At 64.9% G+C, this 15972-nt stretch carries 18 protein-coding genes; 12 read left to right on the top strand and 6 right to left on the bottom strand.

The window, feature by feature from the left end; all coding sequences use genetic code 11:
* Positions 1-29: 29 nt before the first annotated feature.
* From atpD to AC1ROT_RS06555, 3 genes are all read left to right on the top strand, one after another.
* The gene (gene atpD / locus AC1ROT_RS06565; RefSeq protein ID WP_492969466.1) at positions 30-1454 is read left to right on the top strand and encodes a F0F1 ATP synthase subunit beta; all 1425 of its coding nucleotides are present in this window, start codon (positions 30-32) and stop codon (positions 1452-1454) included.
* 27 nt (positions 1455-1481) lie between these two features.
* Entirely contained in the window at positions 1482-1883 is a 402-nt protein-coding gene (locus AC1ROT_RS06560) for a F0F1 ATP synthase subunit epsilon (protein WP_492969467.1), read from the top strand.
* A gap of 249 nt (positions 1884-2132) precedes the next feature.
* Positions 2133-2369: a hypothetical protein gene (locus AC1ROT_RS06555; RefSeq protein WP_492997882.1), complete on the top strand. Its 237-nt coding sequence runs from the start codon at positions 2133-2135 to the stop codon at positions 2367-2369.
* A gap of 72 nt (positions 2370-2441) precedes the next feature.
* Here AC1ROT_RS06555 and bluB read toward each other — a convergent pair whose 3' ends face one another.
* The 3 genes from bluB to thiC form a co-directional block, all read right to left on the bottom strand.
* Entirely contained in the window at positions 2442-3086 is a 645-nt protein-coding gene (bluB, locus tag AC1ROT_RS06550; RefSeq protein ID WP_492997880.1) for a 5,6-dimethylbenzimidazole synthase, read from the bottom strand.
* Between the two features lie 7 nt (positions 3087-3093).
* Complete coding sequence (locus AC1ROT_RS06545; RefSeq protein WP_492997878.1) at positions 3094-4119, bottom strand: TIM44-like domain-containing protein; 1026 nt, start codon at positions 4117-4119, stop codon at positions 3094-3096.
* Between the two features lie 102 nt (positions 4120-4221).
* Positions 4222-6030: a phosphomethylpyrimidine synthase ThiC gene (gene thiC / locus AC1ROT_RS06540; protein ID WP_492997876.1), complete on the bottom strand. Its 1809-nt coding sequence runs from the start codon at positions 6028-6030 to the stop codon at positions 4222-4224.
* 437 nt (positions 6031-6467) lie between these two features.
* Here thiC and AC1ROT_RS06535 point away from each other — a divergent pair, with 437 nt between their 5' ends.
* The 7 genes from AC1ROT_RS06535 to AC1ROT_RS06505 all read left to right on the top strand — a co-directional run bounded on the left by AC1ROT_RS06535 (position 6468) and on the right by AC1ROT_RS06505 (position 12402).
* A complete protein-coding gene (locus AC1ROT_RS06535; protein WP_492969471.1) occupies positions 6468-8069 on the top strand; it encodes a sensor histidine kinase in 1602 nt (533 codons plus the stop codon).
* A gap of 54 nt (positions 8070-8123) precedes the next feature.
* On the top strand, positions 8124-8582 hold the full coding sequence (locus AC1ROT_RS06530; protein ID WP_492997874.1) for an ArsR/SmtB family transcription factor: 459 nt from the start codon (positions 8124-8126) through the stop codon (positions 8580-8582).
* Entirely contained in the window at positions 8579-8932 is a 354-nt protein-coding gene (locus AC1ROT_RS06525; RefSeq protein WP_493001132.1) for an SRPBCC family protein, read from the top strand. Before AC1ROT_RS06530 ends, AC1ROT_RS06525 begins: the two co-directional genes overlap by 4 nt.
* Before the next feature lie 11 nt (positions 8933-8943).
* Positions 8944-9345 (top strand): GFA family protein, encoded by a 402-nt coding sequence (locus AC1ROT_RS06520; protein ID WP_492997873.1) that lies wholly within the window; start codon positions 8944-8946, stop codon positions 9343-9345.
* A 14-nt stretch (positions 9346-9359) separates the two neighbouring features.
* Positions 9360-10094: a DUF899 domain-containing protein gene (locus tag AC1ROT_RS06515; RefSeq protein WP_492997871.1), complete on the top strand. Its 735-nt coding sequence runs from the start codon at positions 9360-9362 to the stop codon at positions 10092-10094.
* A 111-nt stretch (positions 10095-10205) separates the two neighbouring features.
* The gene (locus tag AC1ROT_RS06510) at positions 10206-11750 is read left to right on the top strand and encodes an MFS transporter (RefSeq protein WP_492970754.1); all 1545 of its coding nucleotides are present in this window, start codon (positions 10206-10208) and stop codon (positions 11748-11750) included.
* A 10-nt stretch (positions 11751-11760) separates the two neighbouring features.
* Positions 11761-12402 (top strand): glutathione S-transferase family protein, encoded by a 642-nt coding sequence (locus tag AC1ROT_RS06505; RefSeq protein ID WP_492997869.1) that lies wholly within the window; start codon positions 11761-11763, stop codon positions 12400-12402.
* On the opposite strand, the gene radC is transcribed toward AC1ROT_RS06505, so the two are convergent.
* From radC to sfsA, 3 genes are all read right to left on the bottom strand, one after another.
* The gene (gene radC / locus AC1ROT_RS06500) at positions 12399-13097 is read right to left on the bottom strand and encodes a RadC family protein (RefSeq protein WP_492997868.1); all 699 of its coding nucleotides are present in this window, start codon (positions 13095-13097) and stop codon (positions 12399-12401) included. The two genes, AC1ROT_RS06505 and radC, sit on opposite strands and share 4 nt — an antisense overlap.
* Before the next feature lie 10 nt (positions 13098-13107).
* The gene (map, locus tag AC1ROT_RS06495) at positions 13108-13914 is read right to left on the bottom strand and encodes a type I methionyl aminopeptidase (RefSeq protein WP_493001131.1); all 807 of its coding nucleotides are present in this window, start codon (positions 13912-13914) and stop codon (positions 13108-13110) included.
* Positions 13915-13982: 68 nt separating this feature from the next.
* Positions 13983-14675: a DNA/RNA nuclease SfsA gene (sfsA, locus tag AC1ROT_RS06490; protein ID WP_492997867.1), complete on the bottom strand. Its 693-nt coding sequence runs from the start codon at positions 14673-14675 to the stop codon at positions 13983-13985.
* Positions 14676-14731: 56 nt separating this feature from the next.
* Between sfsA and AC1ROT_RS06485 the strand changes: the two genes are divergently transcribed.
* Positions 14732-15505 (top strand): competence/damage-inducible protein A, encoded by a 774-nt coding sequence (locus AC1ROT_RS06485; RefSeq protein ID WP_492969478.1) that lies wholly within the window; start codon positions 14732-14734, stop codon positions 15503-15505.
* Positions 15505-15885, top strand: coding sequence for a Rap1a/Tai family immunity protein (locus AC1ROT_RS06480; RefSeq protein ID WP_492997866.1), 381 nt, complete (start codon positions 15505-15507; stop codon positions 15883-15885). Before AC1ROT_RS06485 ends, AC1ROT_RS06480 begins: the two co-directional genes overlap by 1 nt.
* Positions 15886-15972 lie beyond the last annotated feature (87 nt).

The following is a 15972-nucleotide window of genomic DNA, read 5'->3' as shown; positions in this document are numbered from 1 at the left end:
TACGGAAAAGAAGAGAGCGGAGCAGCATCATGGCTACGAACAAGACGGGTCGCATTACCCAGGTCATCGGCGCGGTTGTCGACGTGCAGTTCGACGGTTACCTGCCGGCGATCCTGAACGCCCTGCATTGCACCAACCAGGGCAACCATCTGGTGCTCGAAGTGGCGCAGCATCTGGGCGAACAGACCGTCCGCACCATCGCGATGGACTCGACCGACGGTCTGGTCCGCGGCATGGAAGTCACCGACACCGGCAGCCCGATCTCGGTGCCGGTCGGTCAGGAGACGCTCGGCCGCATCATCAACGTGATCGGCCAGCCGATCGACGAGCGCGGCCCGATCAACGCCAAGCATGCCGCCCCGATCCATGCGCCGGCCCCGGCCTATATCGACCAGTCGACCGAACAGAAGGTGCTGGTCACTGGCATCAAGGTCGTCGACCTGCTCGCGCCCTACTCGAAGGGCGGCAAGATCGGCCTGTTCGGCGGCGCCGGCGTCGGCAAGACCGTGCTGATCATGGAGCTGATCAACAACATCGCGAAGACCCATGGCGGCTACTCGGTGTTCGCCGGTGTCGGCGAGCGTACCCGCGAAGGCAACGATCTCTATCACGAGATGATGGAGTCGGGCGTTATCAAGACCGACGGCCCGGGCTCGAAGGTCGCCCTGGTGTACGGCCAGATGAACGAGCCGCCGGGCGCCCGCGCCCGCGTCGCGCTGACCGGCCTGACGCTCGCGGAATACTTCCGCGACCAGGAAGGCCAGGACGTGCTGTTCTTCGTCGACAACATCTTCCGCTTCACCCAGGCGGGTTCGGAAATGTCGGCGCTGCTCGGCCGTATTCCGTCGGCGGTGGGTTACCAGCCGACGCTGGCCACCGACATGGGCGGTCTGCAGGAGCGCATCACCTCGACCCATAAGGGCTCGATCACCTCGGTGCAGGCGATTTACGTGCCCGCCGACGATTTGACCGATCCGGCGCCGGCCACCTCGTTTGCCCACTTGGACGCCACCACCGTGCTGTCGCGCCAGATTGCCGAACTCGGCATCTATCCGGCCGTCGATCCGCTCGACTCGACCTCGCGCATTCTCGATCCGCGCATCGTCGGCGAAGAGCATTACGACATCGCCCGCCGCGTGCAGTCGATCCTGCAGAGCTACAAGTCGCTGCAGGACATCATCGCCATCCTGGGCATGGACGAACTGTCGGAAGAAGACAAGCTGACCGTCGCCCGCGCCCGCAAGATCCAGCGCTTCCTGTCGCAGCCCTTCGACGTGGCCCAGGTGTTCACCGGCTCGCCGGGCGTGCAGGTGCCGCTGGCCGAGACGATCCGCGGCTTCAAGGAAATCGTCGAAGGCAAGCACGACCATCTGCCGGAGTCGGCCTTCTACATGGTCGGCACCATCGACGAGGCGATTGCCAAGGCGAAGAAGCTGGCGGCCGAAGCGGCCTGATTTAGGCTCGCGTAAAGGAGCAAGACCATGGCGGAGACCGTCAGGTTCGAACTGGTATCGCCCGAGAAGCTGCTTCTCGCGCTCGATGCCGAGATGGTGGTGGTGCCCGGTGAGGCCGGCGACTTCGGCGTTCTGCCGGGTCACAGCCCGCTGATCTCCACCATCCGCAACGGCATCATCGAGGTGACGGTGAACGGCAGCGTCGCCGAGCGCATCTTCGTCGCTGGCGGTTTTGCCGAGGTGGCGAATGACAAGCTGACCGTGCTGGCCGAAGAGGCCGTGCCGGTGTCGAAGCTGGATCGTGCGAAGGTCGAGGCGGCGCTGAAAGATGCCCGCGAGGACTTCGAGGACGCCAAGGACGACCACGCCAAGGCCCGCGCCAATGCCCGCGTCGAGAAATACACCGCCATGCTGGAAGCGGCGGCGTAACAGCACCGATCGTCACCCCGGCCTTGAGCCGGGGTCCCATTTCAGGGGCCGCCTCAAAAACGGCCCTTGATTTTCGGCTTCTGTGTTCTATCTATGTTCTTATCCTGATATTGGCCATCGTGAATATGTCGACCGCCGCAAACGGGACCCCGGGTCAAGCCCGGGGTGACGGCTTGATCAATTGCGTACCTGTCCCATGTCATCCTTGCCGCCCTGCGTGGGCGCGTACACACATACAAGGAGAAAGCCATGGAATACGAATCGACGTATCGTCTCGTCTCGTTATCTGATCCTACGATTGTAGGCCGCACTGCGGCCACTCCTGATCTGGCAATGCTTGCGCCCGGGGACGTCGCGAATTATCGAAGCGGACGTCTTGGTCTTGAGTTGACTGATTGGGTGGAAGAGTACGGAAAACCGAAAATTAGGCGCACCATCCTGATCAGGGCCGAAGCCGAACCTGGTGAATGGGTGTTCGATACTTAAAATATTCTCTAGTGGGGCGGTTTTTGTTGCCGCCCCACTAGCACATGTATGTAGGCCGCATTTTCCAGCAGTTCACCGCTTGATGATCTGCTCATCCACGCTGCGCCGATGCTCCCAGCCGGCGCGCTCCAGCTCGGGCGTCGCGGCCTCGTCCTCGGGCCAGCCGACGCAAAGATACGCCACCAGCTTCCATTCCGGTTCGACCTCGAGATCGCGGGTGAGCGCCTCGGGCTCGAAGATCGAGACCCAGCCGGCGCCGAGCCCCACGGCGCGCGCTGCCAGCCAGAAGCCGTAGACCGCCATCACGGCCGAGTAATCCAGCATCTCCGGCATGGTGCGGCGGCCGAGGCCATGGCCCTGCGCCGTGGCCTCGTCGGCAAAGACCGCCAGATGCACTGGCGCTTCTTTCAGGCCGGCGAGCTTCAGCCCGGCATAGAGCCTGGCTTTCTCGCCGCTGTAATCCGACAGCGCCTCTTTATTCGCCCGTTCAAAGTTGGCGATCACCTTCTGCCGGCGCTCAGGGTCTTCCACCAGCACGAAACGCCAGGGCTGGCTGTTGCCGACGCTGGGCGCCAGCGCCGCCGTCTCCAGAAGTTGGGCAACCAACGCCATCGGGACCGGATCGGTACGGAAGCGGCGCACGTCGCGCCGCCACACCATCAGCTCGGTCAGCTTTTTGCGAAAAGCTTCATCGAAGACGGGCGGTGACGCGGGCACGGGTTGGTTAGTGGCCAGGCTGCTGGATGGCGCTGAGCAGCCAGCGGCCGTCCGGCGTATCGCTGGCGCGCAGGAAGGTCCAGACCTCGGTGCTGCTGCCACGCTCGGTCTTGCTGCCCTCGGCCACGCTGCCGTCGGTGCGCAGCGTGTAGTCGAGCGCGCTCCAGCGCATCGCCACCGTGGCATAGTCGAAGCCGTCCTCGCTCCAGCTCTCGGCCAGGTCGCCCTGTTCGAGCGTCACCGCCTCGACATGGTTGGCGAGGCCTTTGCTGGCCAGCAGCGACAGTTCGCGGCTGAAATAGCCGACCATTTCCGGCGTGGCAAATTTACGCAGCGCGTCCAGGTCGGCCTGGCTCCAGGCGGCCTGGATATCGGTCAGCGCCTGCTGGAAGGCTTCGAAGTCGCGTTCGCCGATCTGCAGGCCGGCGCCCATGTTCGAGCTGCCGGTCGGGGCGATATCGTCGGTGCGCGCCGTGCTGGTCGCGGGCGGAATATCCGAGACGCGGAAGTCGTTCGGCGCGCCGCCACCGCCGGCCATCTGGGTGGCAAGCTGCGGCTGCGGCTGTTGGCCGCGCATGCTGCGGAAGATGCGCAGGCCGAGCCAGACCAGGCCGCCGATCAGCGCGACCTGCAGCAGCAGGCCGAAGATGCCGGCAAAGCCCATACCGGCGCCGCCGAAGAGGCCGCCGCCGAACAGCATGCCGACGAGGCCGGCGCCGACCAGGCCGCCCATCATGCCGGCCATGAAGGGATTGCGCTGGAAAAAGCCGGGCTGCTGCGCCGGAGCGCCCGGCGCGGGCGTCGCCTGCTGGGCCGGACGGGGGGCGGCCTGGGTCGGCGGCGTGGCGCTGCGCTCGACCGGGGCGGCCTGCGGCGCGGTGGGGGTGGCGGGGGCCGACTGCGTGGTGCGGCTGCCGCGGCTGCCGGCGCTGGTGCTGCCGCCGGCCTTGGCGGCGGCCAGAGCCGGCGCCAGAGCGATAACGAGACTGGCGGCCAGCGCGGTCGCCTGCATGATTTTGCGAATATGTGACATCTGCCTACCCCTGTTTTGCCCGCTCTGCCGACGGGCTCCCTCCATGTAAGCAGCGTCAGCCGGCCGCGCAAGACGCCGGCTGACGCTTTGGCCGCAAAAGCGCTATTCCGCGCTGCGGTAAATCTCGCCGCCTTCTTTTCTGAAGCGCTCCGCCATCTCGGCCATGCCCGTCCGGGCGACGTCATTCTGCATCCGGGCGGCGTCGCGCACCTCCTGGCTGATTTTCATCGAGCAGAATTTCGGTCCGCACATCGAGCAGAAATGCGCCGTCTTATGCGCGTCCTTGGGCAGGGTCTGGTCATGGAACTGCGCTGCCGTTTCCGGATCGAGGCCCAGGTTGAACTGGTCCTCCCAGCGGAATTCGAAACGCGCCCGGCTCAAGGCATCGTCGCGCCTAGCGGCGCCCGGATGGCCCTTGGCGAGGTCTGCCGCATGCGCCGCGATCTTGTATGTCACCACGCCGACCTTCACATCGTTGCGGTCGGGCAGGCCGAGATGCTCCTTCGGCGTCACGTAGCAGAGCATGGCGCAGCCATACCAGCCGATCATGGCGGCGCCGATGCCGCTGGTGATGTGGTCGTAGCCCGGCGCTATGTCTGTCGTGAGAGGCCCGAGCGTATAGAACGGCGCCTCGCCGCAGGTTTTCAGCTGCTTGTCCATGTTGGCCTTGATCTTGTGCATGGCGACATGGCCCGGCCCCTCGATCATCACCTGCACGCCCTTGGCCCAGGCGATCTTGGTCAGCTCGCCGAGTGTTTCGAGTTCGGCAAACTGCGCGGCATCGTTGGCATCGGCGGTCGAGCCCGGCCGCAGGCCGTCGCCCAGCGAGAAGCTGATGTCATAGGCCCGCATGATGTCGCAGATCTCGGCAAAATGCGTGTAGAGGAAATTCTCCCGATGATGCGCCAGGCACCATTTCGCCATGATCGAGCCGCCGCGCGAAACGATGCCGGTCACGCGCTGCGCGGTCAGCGGGATGTAGCTCAGCCGCACGCCGGCATGGATGGTGAAGTAATCGACGCCCTGTTCGGCCTGCTCGATCAGGGTGTCGCGATAGATTTCCCAGGTCAGGTCCTCGGCGCGGCCGTTCACCTTCTCCAGCGCCTGGTAGATCGGCACGGTACCGATGGGCACGGGCGAATTGCGGATGATCCAGTCGCGGATATTGTGGATATTGCGCCCGGTCGAAAGGTCCATCACCGTATCGGCGCCCCAGCGGATCGCCCAGACCATCTTGTCGACCTCATCGGCCACCGAGGAGGTGACGGCCGAGTTGCCGATATTGGCGTTGATCTTCACCAGGAAATTGCGGCCGATGATCATCGGCTCGAGTTCCGGATGGTTGATGTTGCAGGGGATGATGGCGCGGCCGCGGGCGATCTCGTCGCGCACGAAGGCGGGTGTGACCAAGTCGGGGATTTCGGCACCGAAATCCTCGCCGTCGCGTTTCGTCAGCTCTTTGCGGGCTTCGTTCTCGCGGATGGCGACGTATTCCATCTCGGGCGTGATGATGCCGCGCCGAGCATACTCATACTGCGTCACCGCAACGCCGCCTTTCGCCCGCAGCGGGCGCGGATGCAGCGGGAAGGCGGGTACCGAACTGGCGCCGCCATTGTCGGCCGGCTGCACCAGCCGGCCGTCGTAAGCCTCGACATCGCCGCGCGCCATGATCGAAGCGCTGCGCCAGCGCGGCAGGCCTTTGTTGATGTCGATCTCGGCGTCGGGGTCCGTGTAAGGCCCCGAGGTGTCGTAAACCGGCAGCGGCAGCTCACCGGCCGATGGATGCGTGGCGATCTCGCGATGCGGCACGCGGATAGCGGGATGCAGGCTGCCCGGCTGGTACCGCTTCACCGAAGCGGGCAGGGGTCCTGTGGTGATCTTGAAGTTGGGGGCGGTGGTAAGCGTGTCCATAAGGATCTCCGTTGCAACAGGCGACAGGAGATCCGGGGTGTGGTGGATGTTCGCGGAATGCGGCGCAGGAAGATTCAGGCTGTGCCGTACGACCGTTCCCTCCGCCGGCATGACCCGGATCAGGTTCTCAAACCCGCCGGATTCAGCGGCGGGTTTCAGGGTCACGGCGTTGCAGAGGATGAACCACTGCCGGCCGACTCTCAGCGCCCTAGCGGCGCCCCCCTCGGTAAGGCCGATGGTGGCGCAGATGTCGGGCGCGGTCAACATGCGCAACCTGCAACTGTATGCGGATCGTATTACGCGATTTACAGACGGGATTTTTCCGCGCCATGCTGCAGTCGGATTTGGGGAAGGAAACGAGTATGCGCTGGCTCCAGGACTTTCTGGAAACTGACGGGTTTCTGCCGCATGGCATGTGTTTGATCTGGAAGCCGGAGGTGTTCTGGCTCCATCTCGTGTCGGATACCACCATCGCGCTCAGTTACTTCGCCATCCCCGCTGCCCTGCTCTATGTCGCCGTACAGCGCGCCGATCTGGTGCCGCGCTGGCTGCTGGCGCTGTTCATGGCCTTCATCGTGCTCTGCGGCCTGACGCATCTGCTGGGCGTGTGGGTGCTGTGGAATCCCGATTATGGCGTCGAGGGGCTGGTCAAGGCGGCGACGGCGATGGTGTCGCTGGCGACGGCGGCATCGCTGGTGCCGGCGGCGCGCTGGGCCGGCACAATGCCGAGCGCCGGACAGTGGATCGAGACCAATCGTCACCTGAACAGCGAGATCGCCGACCGGCGCGCCGCCGAGGACCAGGTGCGCGCGCTCAATGCGGATCTGGAAAACCGCATCCGCCTGCGTACGGCCGAGCTGGAAGCGGCCAATGCCCGCCTGCAGCATGAAGTGGACGAGCGCCGCGCCGCCGAGCAGCGTTTCCGCAACGTGGCCGAGCTGAGCGTCGACTGGGTCTGGGAGACCGATGCCGATCTCGTCTACACCTATATGTCGGATCGTGTCGAACAGGTGACCGGTTCCAGGGTCGCCGACTATATCGGCCATTCGCGCATCGCGATGTTCGGCGACGTTTCGGCCGACCCGTTCCTGCAGCAGCATATCGAGGACTGCAAGGCGCACCGGCCATTCTCCGATGTGGTGCAGTGGATCCACCGGCCGCGCGGGCTGGTCTGCATCAGCGTCAGCGGCCGGCCGCATTTCGATAGCGAGGGGAACTTCATCGGCTATACCGGCGTCGGCCGTGACGTGACCCAGGAGCAGCTGCAGCGTCGCCGTCTGGAAGACATGAATGTGGCGCTGTCGGAAGCGCGCGACCAGGCGCTGCGGGCCTCGAAAAGCAAATCCTCCTTCCTCGCCCATATGAGCCATGAGCTGCGCACGCCGATGAATGCCATCCTCGGCTTTGCCGAGGTGATGAAGGAGCAGGTGATCGGGCCGATGGAAGAGCGTTACCGGGCTTACGCCGGCCATATCCATGACAGCGCCCAGCATCTGCTCAGCCTCATCAACGATGTGCTCGATCTCTCCAAGATCGAGGCCGGGGCCTATGAGCTGCAGGAAACCAGCGTCGATCTGCCGGCCCTGGGCGCGCGCGCCCTGCGCCAGGTGGATGGCGCCGCGCAGGATCGCGGCGTGCTGCTGGCCATGGATATGCCGCGCGACCTGCCAGCGGTGTGGGCCGACCAGCGGGCGATTTTCCAGATCACGCTCAACCTGCTGACCAATGCGGTCAAGTTCACGCCACGCGATGGCCGCGTTACGCTGTTTGCCCGGCGCGAGGATGGCGGCGGCCTGGCCTTCGGCGTACGCGATACCGGCATCGGCATGAATGAGACTGAGATCGGCAAGGCGCTGCAGCGTTTCGGCCAGGTCGACAATGTGATGACCAAGCAGCATCAGGGCTCCGGCCTCGGCCTGCCGCTGGTGCAGGAACTCACCCTGCTGCATGGCGGCGCGGTGAGCCTGCAGTCTTCTCCCGGTGCCGGCACCGTGGTCACGGTGCGCTTCGGTGCCGACCGCATGGAACAGCCCGACTGAGCGTTCAGAATATAGGGGTTGACTTTGCGGTCTCTCGGCCCAATACTAAACCACATGGTTAAGTATTCAGATGCCGCTCTCGACCGCACCTTTGCAGCCCTTGCCGACCCCACCAGGCGGGCGCTGCTGGCGCAGCTCGAGGGTCAGGACAGCCTTTCGATCAGCGATCTGGCGCGGCCGTTTCCGGTGTCGCTGCCGGCGATCATGAAGCATCTCGACGTTCTGTCGGATGCCGGCCTGATCTCCCGCAGCAAAACCGGCCGCACCGTCACCTGCCGGCTGAATGCCCAACCGATGGAGCAGGCCATGGACTGGTTGCACCGTTACCAGCGCTTCTGGACCGCCTCGCTCGATCGTCTTGCCGCCTTTGTCGAGGAACAGTCATGTCCGCCCAAGCTCTCCCTGGTGCCCCCGTCTCCCGCGATGCCGTCCGCCCCAGCCTCACGCTCAAGCGCCGGCTCAAAGCCCGGCCGGAAAAAGTCTGGCGCGCCTGGACGGACCCCACGCAAATAGTCGCGTGGTTCGGGCCGGGGAACTGCGAATACCTGGCCAATGAAATCGACCTGCGGGTCGGCGGCCGTTTCCGCGTCGCCTTCCGCAGCGATATCGACGGCAAGCCGCATGAGCGCCATGAGGTCGGCGGCACCTACCGCGAGATCGTGGAAAACCAGCGGCTGGTGTTCAGCTGGAACTGGATCAGCACGCCCGAACGCGTGTCGCAGGTGACGGTGACGCTGAAAGCCGATGGCGACGGCACGCTGCTGACGCTGCATCACGAGCAGCTCTGGGACGAGGCCTCGAAGACCGGCCATACCCGAGGCTGGACCGCATCGATGAACAAGCTGGAAGCCCTGTTTTATTGAAGGAAGCCGTCATGAAGCGCGTTTACAAGGGCAGCTGCCATTGCAGCGCCGTACGGTTCGAGGCTGACCTCGACCTCGATCAGCCGACCAGCAAATGCAACTGCTCGGTCTGCACCAAGGCGCGGTTCTGGAAATCCGTCGTGCCGGAAGACGCCCTGCGGATTCTGCAGGGCGCGGACGGGCTGACCGAATACCGCTTCGGCAGCGGCAATATCCGTCACCTGTTCTGCAGCCATTGCGGCATCAAGCCGTTCGGCCGCGGCGAGGTGGAGGGCTTCGGCCGCTTCGTCGCCGTCAACGTCGCTTGCCTGGATGATGCCAGCGATGCCGAACTGGCTGCGGCGCCCGTGATTGTCGAGGACGGGCGCAACAACGACTGGACCAAACCGCCGGCGGAAAGCCGCTATCTGTGATGGAGGACTAGCCCATGACCGATCACCGGATCGTATCCCCCGAAGACTGGATCGCTGCTCGCCGTGCCCATCTGGCGCGCGAGAAGGAGATCACCCATGCGATGGACCGGCTGTATGAAGAACGCCGGGCGCTGCCCTGGGTGAAGGTCGACAAGACCTATATGTTCGACACCCTGCAGGGACCGAAGTCGCTCGGCGACCTGTTCGGCCGCAACAGCCAGCTCATCGTCTACCACTTCATGTTCGGGCCGGACTGGGAGCAGGGCTGCATGGGCTGTTCCTTCCTGGCCGATCATATCGATGGCGCCAACCAGCATCTGAAGCATCATGATGTCTCGGTGGTGGCGGTGTCGCGCGGGCCGCTGGCCAAGCTGCAGGCCTATCGCAAGCGCATGGGCTGGCAGTTCGACTGGGTGTCGTCGCAGGGCAGCGATTTCAATTTCGACTACCATGTCTCCTTCACCCCGGAGGAGCTGGCCGGCGACAGCCTGTCCTACAATTTCGAGATGATCCCGAGAGAGCAGGGGCATGACGAATTGCCGGGCACCAGCGTGTTTTTCCGCGATGACAACGGCGACATCTTCCACACCTATTCGTCCTATGCCCGCGGCGGCGACATTCTGATCGGGGCCCATCATTTCCTCGACCTGACGCCGAAGGGCCGCAACGAAAACAGCACCATGGGCTGGATGCGCCGCCACGACGAATACGAAGACGCGCCGAAAGCCGCGTCCTGCTGCAACGACTGAGCCTGGGCTGCCGGATACCTGACGCTTATTGTCAGGTATCCGGCAGTATCATGGACGATCCGATAACCGTCTCGCAGAAAGAGTGCGACCATGACTGCTGCTGATCCGGCAATGGCAACATTGCCCCCGGATGCCGACGCGCCGCCGCCGAAAGCCGGCCGCCGCGAATGGATCGGACTGGCGGTGCTGGCACTGCCCTGCCTGCTCTATTCCATGGACCTGACGGTGCTGAATCTCGCCGTGCCGCAGCTCAGTGCTGACCTGCAGCCCAGCAGTATTCAATTGCTGTGGATCGTCGATATCTACGGCTTCATGGTCGCCGGCTCGCTGGTCACCATGGGCACGCTGGGCGATCGCATCGGCCGCCGCCGCGTGCTGCTGATCGGCGCGGTGGCCTTCGGCATCACCTCCGTCTTCGCCGCCTTTGTCACCAGTGCCGAGATGCTGATCCTGGCGCGCGCCCTGCTGGGCATTGCGGCGGCGACGCTGGCGCCCAGCACGCTGTCCCTGATCCGCAACATGTTCCTCGATCCGCATGAACGCACAGTGGCCATCGGCATCTGGATCGCCAGCTTCTCAGCCGGCGGTGCGCTCGGCCCGGTGATCGGCGGCGTGCTGCTGACCTATTTCTGGTGGGGCTCGGTCTTCCTGGTGGCCCTGCCGGTGATGGCGCTGCTGCTGATCCTGGGCCCGATCCTGCTGCCGGAATACAAGGACCCCAAGGCCGGCCGGCTGGATATCCTCAGCGCCGCACTGTCACTGGCCGCCGTGCTGCCGATGATCTACGGCATCAAGCGCCTGGCCGAATACGGGCCGAACTGGGCTTCTGCTGCGATCATTCTGCTTGGCCTGGCGCTGGGCACGATCTTCGTGCGCCGGCAGATGCGGCTGTCCGATCCGCTGATCGACATGCAGCTGTTCCGCTCGCCGGCCTTCAGCACCTCGCTGGCCATCAACATCATCGGCGTCTTCGTCGCCTTCGGCATGTTCCTCTTCCTGGCGCAGTATTTCCAGCTGGTGCTGGAGATGAGCCCGCTGGAAGCCGGCCTGTGGATGGCGCCGATGGGCGCCACCTTCATCGTCGGGTCGATGATCGCGCCGATCATCATCCGCCGCCTGCGGCCGGGCTATGTGCTGGCGCTCGGCCTCGCTTTTGCCGCCATCGGCTATGTCATGCTGGGGCGCGCCGAAGCGCCGGGCGGCTTTGTCATGCTGATTGCCGGGTCGATCGTGTTCTGCCTCGGCCTGTCGCAGGTCTTCACGCTGACCACCGATCTGATCGTCAGCACCGCGCCACCCGAACGCGCCGGCGCGGCGGCGGCTTTGGCCGAGACCAGTTCGGAATTCGGCGGCGCGCTTGGCATCGCGATTCTCGGCACGCTGGCGACGGCGGCCTATCGCAGCAGCATGACCAAGGTCATTCCGGCCGATCTGCCGGCGGCGACGGCAGAGGCGGCGCGCAGCACGCTCGGCGGCGCGATGACCGCGGCGGCGCAGCTGCCGGTCGCCACCGGGGAAGCATTGCTGGATGCGGCGCGCCTGGCGTTTTCGCAAGGGTTCTTCCTCAGCGTCTTCACCTGCGCGGTGATCGCCGCCATCGGCGCGGTGATGGCCGCCGTGGTGCTGCGCCGGGTGCAGATCGGCGGCGCACATTGAGAGTCTGCGCATGACCATCGTCATTACCGCCTTTGAGCGATCGCCCGATGGCGGCAAGGGGCTGGCGCGCGATACGCGCGTGCGCTGGGCGCTTGAAGAAGCCGGGCAGCCTTACGCGGTGCGGCTTGTCTCGTTTCAGGCGATGAAGGAGTCGGCGCATCTGGCGCTGCATCCCTTCGGCCAGATCCCGACCTATGAAGACGGCGATCTCGCCCTGTTCGAGACCGGCGCGATCGTCTTCCACATCGCCGAACGCCATGCGGGCCTGCTGCCGGACGATGCCGCTGCACGGGCGCGGGCGATCACATGGATGTTTGCCGCGCTCAACACGGTGGAGCCGCCGATCCTGGACCTCGCAACTGCAAAGATCGTGGAGGGCGGCAAGCCCTGGGCCAAAGAGCGCCTGCCGCTGGTCCAGGATCGCGTGCGCGAGCGGCTGACGCAGCTTTCCGCCTGTCTGGGCGATGCCGACTGGCTTGATGGCGGATTCAGTGCCGGCGACCTGCTGATGGTGTCGGTGCTGCTCCGGTTGAAGCCTTCGGGCCTTCTGGACGAATACCCGAATCTCGCGGCCTATGTCGCGCGCGGTGAAGCGCGGCCGGCCTACAGGCGGGCGTTCGATGCCCAGGCAGCAATCAACGCGCGACCTTAACCCATCAGGCCCTTCTCGCGCAGCGAGACATGGCCCTTGCGGCCGATGATCAGGTGGTCATGCACGCTGATCCCCAGCGCATCGGCGGCCTTCATCACCTCGCGCGTCATCTCGACATCGGCGCGTGATGGTGTGGGATCGCCGGAGGGATGGTTGTGCACCAGGATCAGGGCGGCGGCGTTCAGTTCCAGCGCACGTTTGATGACTTCGCGCGGATAGACCGGCGTATGATCCACGGTGCCGCGCTGCTGCTGCTCGTCGGCGATCACCTGGTTTTTCCGGTCGAGATACAGCACGCGGAACTGCTCGATGCCCTCGTGCTGCAGCACGGCGCGGCAGTAATCCAGCAGCGCCTGCCAGTTTGACACCGCCGGCCGCTGCATCGCATCGGCCTTCAGCAGGCGCAGGCCGGCCTCGCGGGTGACCTTCAGCGCGGCAATCGCCGCTTCGCCGCAGCCCGGCACTTTCGAGAGGCGCTCGGGCGGCGCGGCGAGCGCTGCCGCCAGCGAACCGAATTCAGCAATCAGCGCTTTCGCCAGCGGCTTGACGTCGCCGTTGCGGAACACGCCAAACAGGATCAGTTCGAGGATTTCATAATCCGGTATGCCGGCGCCGCCGCTTTCGAGGAAGCGGGCCCGCAATCTGCTGCGATGGCCGTGGAAGTGGGGTTTTTCTGGATCGCCCGCTTCTGCCACTCAGGTCCGTTTATACGTATGGCGGCTTGTGCCAGCCCTTGGGTGACTGGGTGAAGATCTCGTAGCCGGTCTCGGTGACGCCGATCGAATGTTCGAACTGCGCCGAGAGCGAGCGGTCCTTGGTCACCGCGGTCCAGCCATCCGACAGCAGCTTCACCTGCCACTTGCCGGCATTGATCATCGGCTCGACGGTGAAGAACATGCCGGCCTTCAGCGGTACGCCGGTGCCGGGCTCGCCGTAATGCAGGATGTTCGGCGGTTCGTGGAAAATGCGCCCCAGGCCATGGCCGCAGAAATCGCGCACCACCGAGAAGCGTTCTTTTTCGGCGAAGCGCTGGATCGCATAGCCGATATCGCCGGTGGTGGCGCCGGGCTTCACCACTTCGATGCCGCGCATCATGGCTTCATAGGTGATCTCGCAGAGCCGCTTGCCCTTCACGCCGACATCGCCGAGCAGGAACATGCGGCTGGTATCGCCATGCCAGCCATCGAGGATGACGGTGACGTCGATATTCAGGATGTCGCCGTCTTCCATCACCTTGTCGCCCGGGATGCCGTGACAGACGACATGGTTGACCGAGGTGCAGATCGATTTCGGGAAGCCGCGATAGCCCAGCGGCGCCGGCACGGCGCCATGCTGCAGGATATAGTCGTGGCAGAGTGTGTTGAGCTGGTCCGTGGTAATGCCGGGGACCACATGGGGGGTGATGAAATCCAGGGTCTCGGCGGCCAGGCGCCCGGCCTTGCGCATGCCCTCAAAGTCGGCGGCGCTGTGCAGGCGGATGGCGCCGGGACGGAAATCCTCGTCCTCGTCCATGTCGTCAGCGATGCGGGCCTGGCTCTGGTTCACAGCGAAAATCCAGTTATCTGTTGCATTTCAGTGCGTTACGGGTCTATCGGCAGCCGGTCTGTCATCACGATCCCGGCCTCGGTAACGCGACAGGCATAACATAGCGCCTCGACCCCGGCATTCCTAGCCTCGATGAAGGCGGCGGCATAGCCCGGATCGCAGTCGGCGGCGATGCGGAAATGGCGGCAATCCCCGCGCTGGACCACGAACAGCATGACGGCGCGATGGCCGGCCGCCACCATGGCTGTCAGCTCGCGCAGATGTTTGGCGCCACGCTCCGTCACGCAATCGGGAAATTCCGCCAGCGGCGGGTGGCGGCTCAGATGCACATTCTTGATTTCCAGATAGCAGTCGGGTTTTCCGGGTGTCGTCAGCAGGAAATCGACCCGGCTGTTGGCGCCGTATTTCACCTCGGGCCGGTGCAGGGCATAGCCGGCCAGTTCTGGAATCCGATCCTGCTGCAGCGCTTCGGCCACCAGCCGGTTGGGCAGGCCGGTATCGATGCCCACCAGGGTGCCATCGGCCTCGGCGATCACCCAGCCCCAGTTCAGCTTGCCCTTGCCGGGCTTGAGCCAGGCGCGGCTGCCCGGCTTGTCCAGCCCCAGCATGGCACCGGGATTGGGGCAGTGCACGGTTTCCTCATGGCCGTCGGCAAAGCGCATGTCGGCGAGGAAACGCTTGTAGCGGCGCAGCAGGATGGCGGGGGTGAGGGGCGTGGGAAAGTCCATATCCCGGCTATAGCGATGGCTGGCCTGCCCGTCCAGCGCGTGCTATGTCCTGCGACATGACGGAAACGCCCGAGATCGCGCCCAAGATTGTGACCGCCGCCATGCTGGTGATCGGCAACGAGATCCTCTCGGGCCGCACCCGCGACGCCAACATGCATCACCTGGCCGGCAGGCTGACCGAACTGGGCATCCGCCTGCGCGAGGCGCGCGTGGTGCCCGATATCGAAGCGACGATCATCGCCGCCGTGCGCGAGCTGAGCAGCGCCTATGACTATGTCTTCACCTCAGGCGGCATCGGCCCGACCCATGACGACATCACCGCCGACTGCATCGCCAAGGCCTTCAATGTCGGCATCGACGTGCATCCGGAAGCGCGCCGCCGGCTGGAAGCGCATTACGAGGCCGGCATGCTGAACGCCGCGCGCCTGCGCATGGCGCGCATCCCCGACACCGCCACGCTGATCGACAATCCGGTCTCCGCCGCGCCGGGATTCCGCATCGGCAATGTCATGGTGATGGCCGGCGTGCCGATGATTTTCCAGGCCATGGTGGCCAGTGTCGCCCCGTCGCTGACCGGTGGCGACAGGCTGCTGTCGCGCACTGTGCTGGCCTTCGTGCCCGAGGGTGCCGTGGCGGAAGACCTTGGTGCCCTGCAGAAGCAATATGCCGATGTCGACATGGGCTCCTACCCGGCCTTCCGCGCCGGCAAGGCCTCGACCGCCATTGTGCTGCGCTGCACCGACAAAAACCGTCTGGATCAGGCCGCCGATGCCATGTATGCCATCTTCCGCCGCATGGGCGGCGAGCCTTTCGAGAACGAGATCGTCTGATGCGTGCGCTGCTGTTCGTCTTTGCCCTTCTGCTGACCGGCCCCGCCCTGGCGCAGGCCCAGGCGCCGATGTCGTCCAACCTGACGCCGCCGCCGCGCTTTCTGGCCAAGGACCTGGTCGCGCTTTGCGAAGGCCCGGAAAACAGCGCCCGGCTGGCCGGCTGCCTGCGCTACCTGCAGGGCGCCGTCGCCATGTATGAGGTGGCGGTGGGCGAGGCCAAGGACTTGAGTCTGTTCTGCGCGCCGCGCGAGGCGCCGGCGACCCTGCTGCGTCAGCAGTATGTGGAATGGGCCAAGGATAATGGCGATCTGCTGGGCCAGGATGCGATCCAGGCGGTCAAGCTGGCGCTGGTCGATGCCTTTCCCTGCCAGGGTGACTGAAGCTGGGTGACTGACGCATCTACACATCAAGGTGATCGGGTGGCCCTGATTCTGCCGCATTCCTGATCGAGCCTGACAGGCTATAAT

It is taken from the genome of Ferrovibrio sp. GW821-FHT12E11 (assembly GCF_058806975.1).
This window is presented reverse-complemented; position numbering and strand designations above follow the sequence as displayed.

Excerpts from the sequence above, each read along its gene's own strand:
- AC1ROT_RS06480 (WP_492997866.1), top strand. The coding sequence starts at position 15,505 with ATGCGTGCGCTGCTGTTCGTCTTTGCCCTTCTGCTGACCGGCCCCGCC.
- thiC (WP_492997876.1), bottom strand. The coding sequence starts at position 6,030 with ATGGACACGCTTACCACCGCCCCCAACTTCAAGATCACCACAGGACCC.
- AC1ROT_RS06560 (WP_492969467.1), top strand. The coding sequence starts at position 1,482 with ATGGCGGAGACCGTCAGGTTCGAACTGGTATCGCCCGAGAAGCTGCTT.
- AC1ROT_RS06505 (WP_492997869.1), top strand. The coding sequence starts at position 11,761 with ATGACCATCGTCATTACCGCCTTTGAGCGATCGCCCGATGGCGGCAAG.
- sfsA (WP_492997867.1), bottom strand. The coding sequence starts at position 14,675 with ATGGACTTTCCCACGCCCCTCACCCCCGCCATCCTGCTGCGCCGCTAC.
- map (WP_493001131.1), bottom strand. The coding sequence starts at position 13,914 with ATGGACGAGGACGAGGATTTCCGTCCCGGCGCCATCCGCCTGCACAGC.
- AC1ROT_RS06530 (WP_492997874.1), top strand. The coding sequence starts at position 8,124 with ATGGTTAAGTATTCAGATGCCGCTCTCGACCGCACCTTTGCAGCCCTT.
- atpD (WP_492969466.1), top strand. The coding sequence starts at position 30 with ATGGCTACGAACAAGACGGGTCGCATTACCCAGGTCATCGGCGCGGTT.
- AC1ROT_RS06510 (WP_492970754.1), top strand. The coding sequence starts at position 10,206 with ATGGCAACATTGCCCCCGGATGCCGACGCGCCGCCGCCGAAAGCCGGC.
- AC1ROT_RS06520 (WP_492997873.1), top strand. The coding sequence starts at position 8,944 with ATGAAGCGCGTTTACAAGGGCAGCTGCCATTGCAGCGCCGTACGGTTC.
- AC1ROT_RS06545 (WP_492997878.1), bottom strand. The coding sequence starts at position 4,119 with ATGTCACATATTCGCAAAATCATGCAGGCGACCGCGCTGGCCGCCAGT.
- AC1ROT_RS06485 (WP_492969478.1), top strand. The coding sequence starts at position 14,732 with ATGACGGAAACGCCCGAGATCGCGCCCAAGATTGTGACCGCCGCCATG.
- AC1ROT_RS06515 (WP_492997871.1), top strand. The coding sequence starts at position 9,360 with ATGACCGATCACCGGATCGTATCCCCCGAAGACTGGATCGCTGCTCGC.
- AC1ROT_RS06555 (WP_492997882.1), top strand. The coding sequence starts at position 2,133 with ATGGAATACGAATCGACGTATCGTCTCGTCTCGTTATCTGATCCTACG.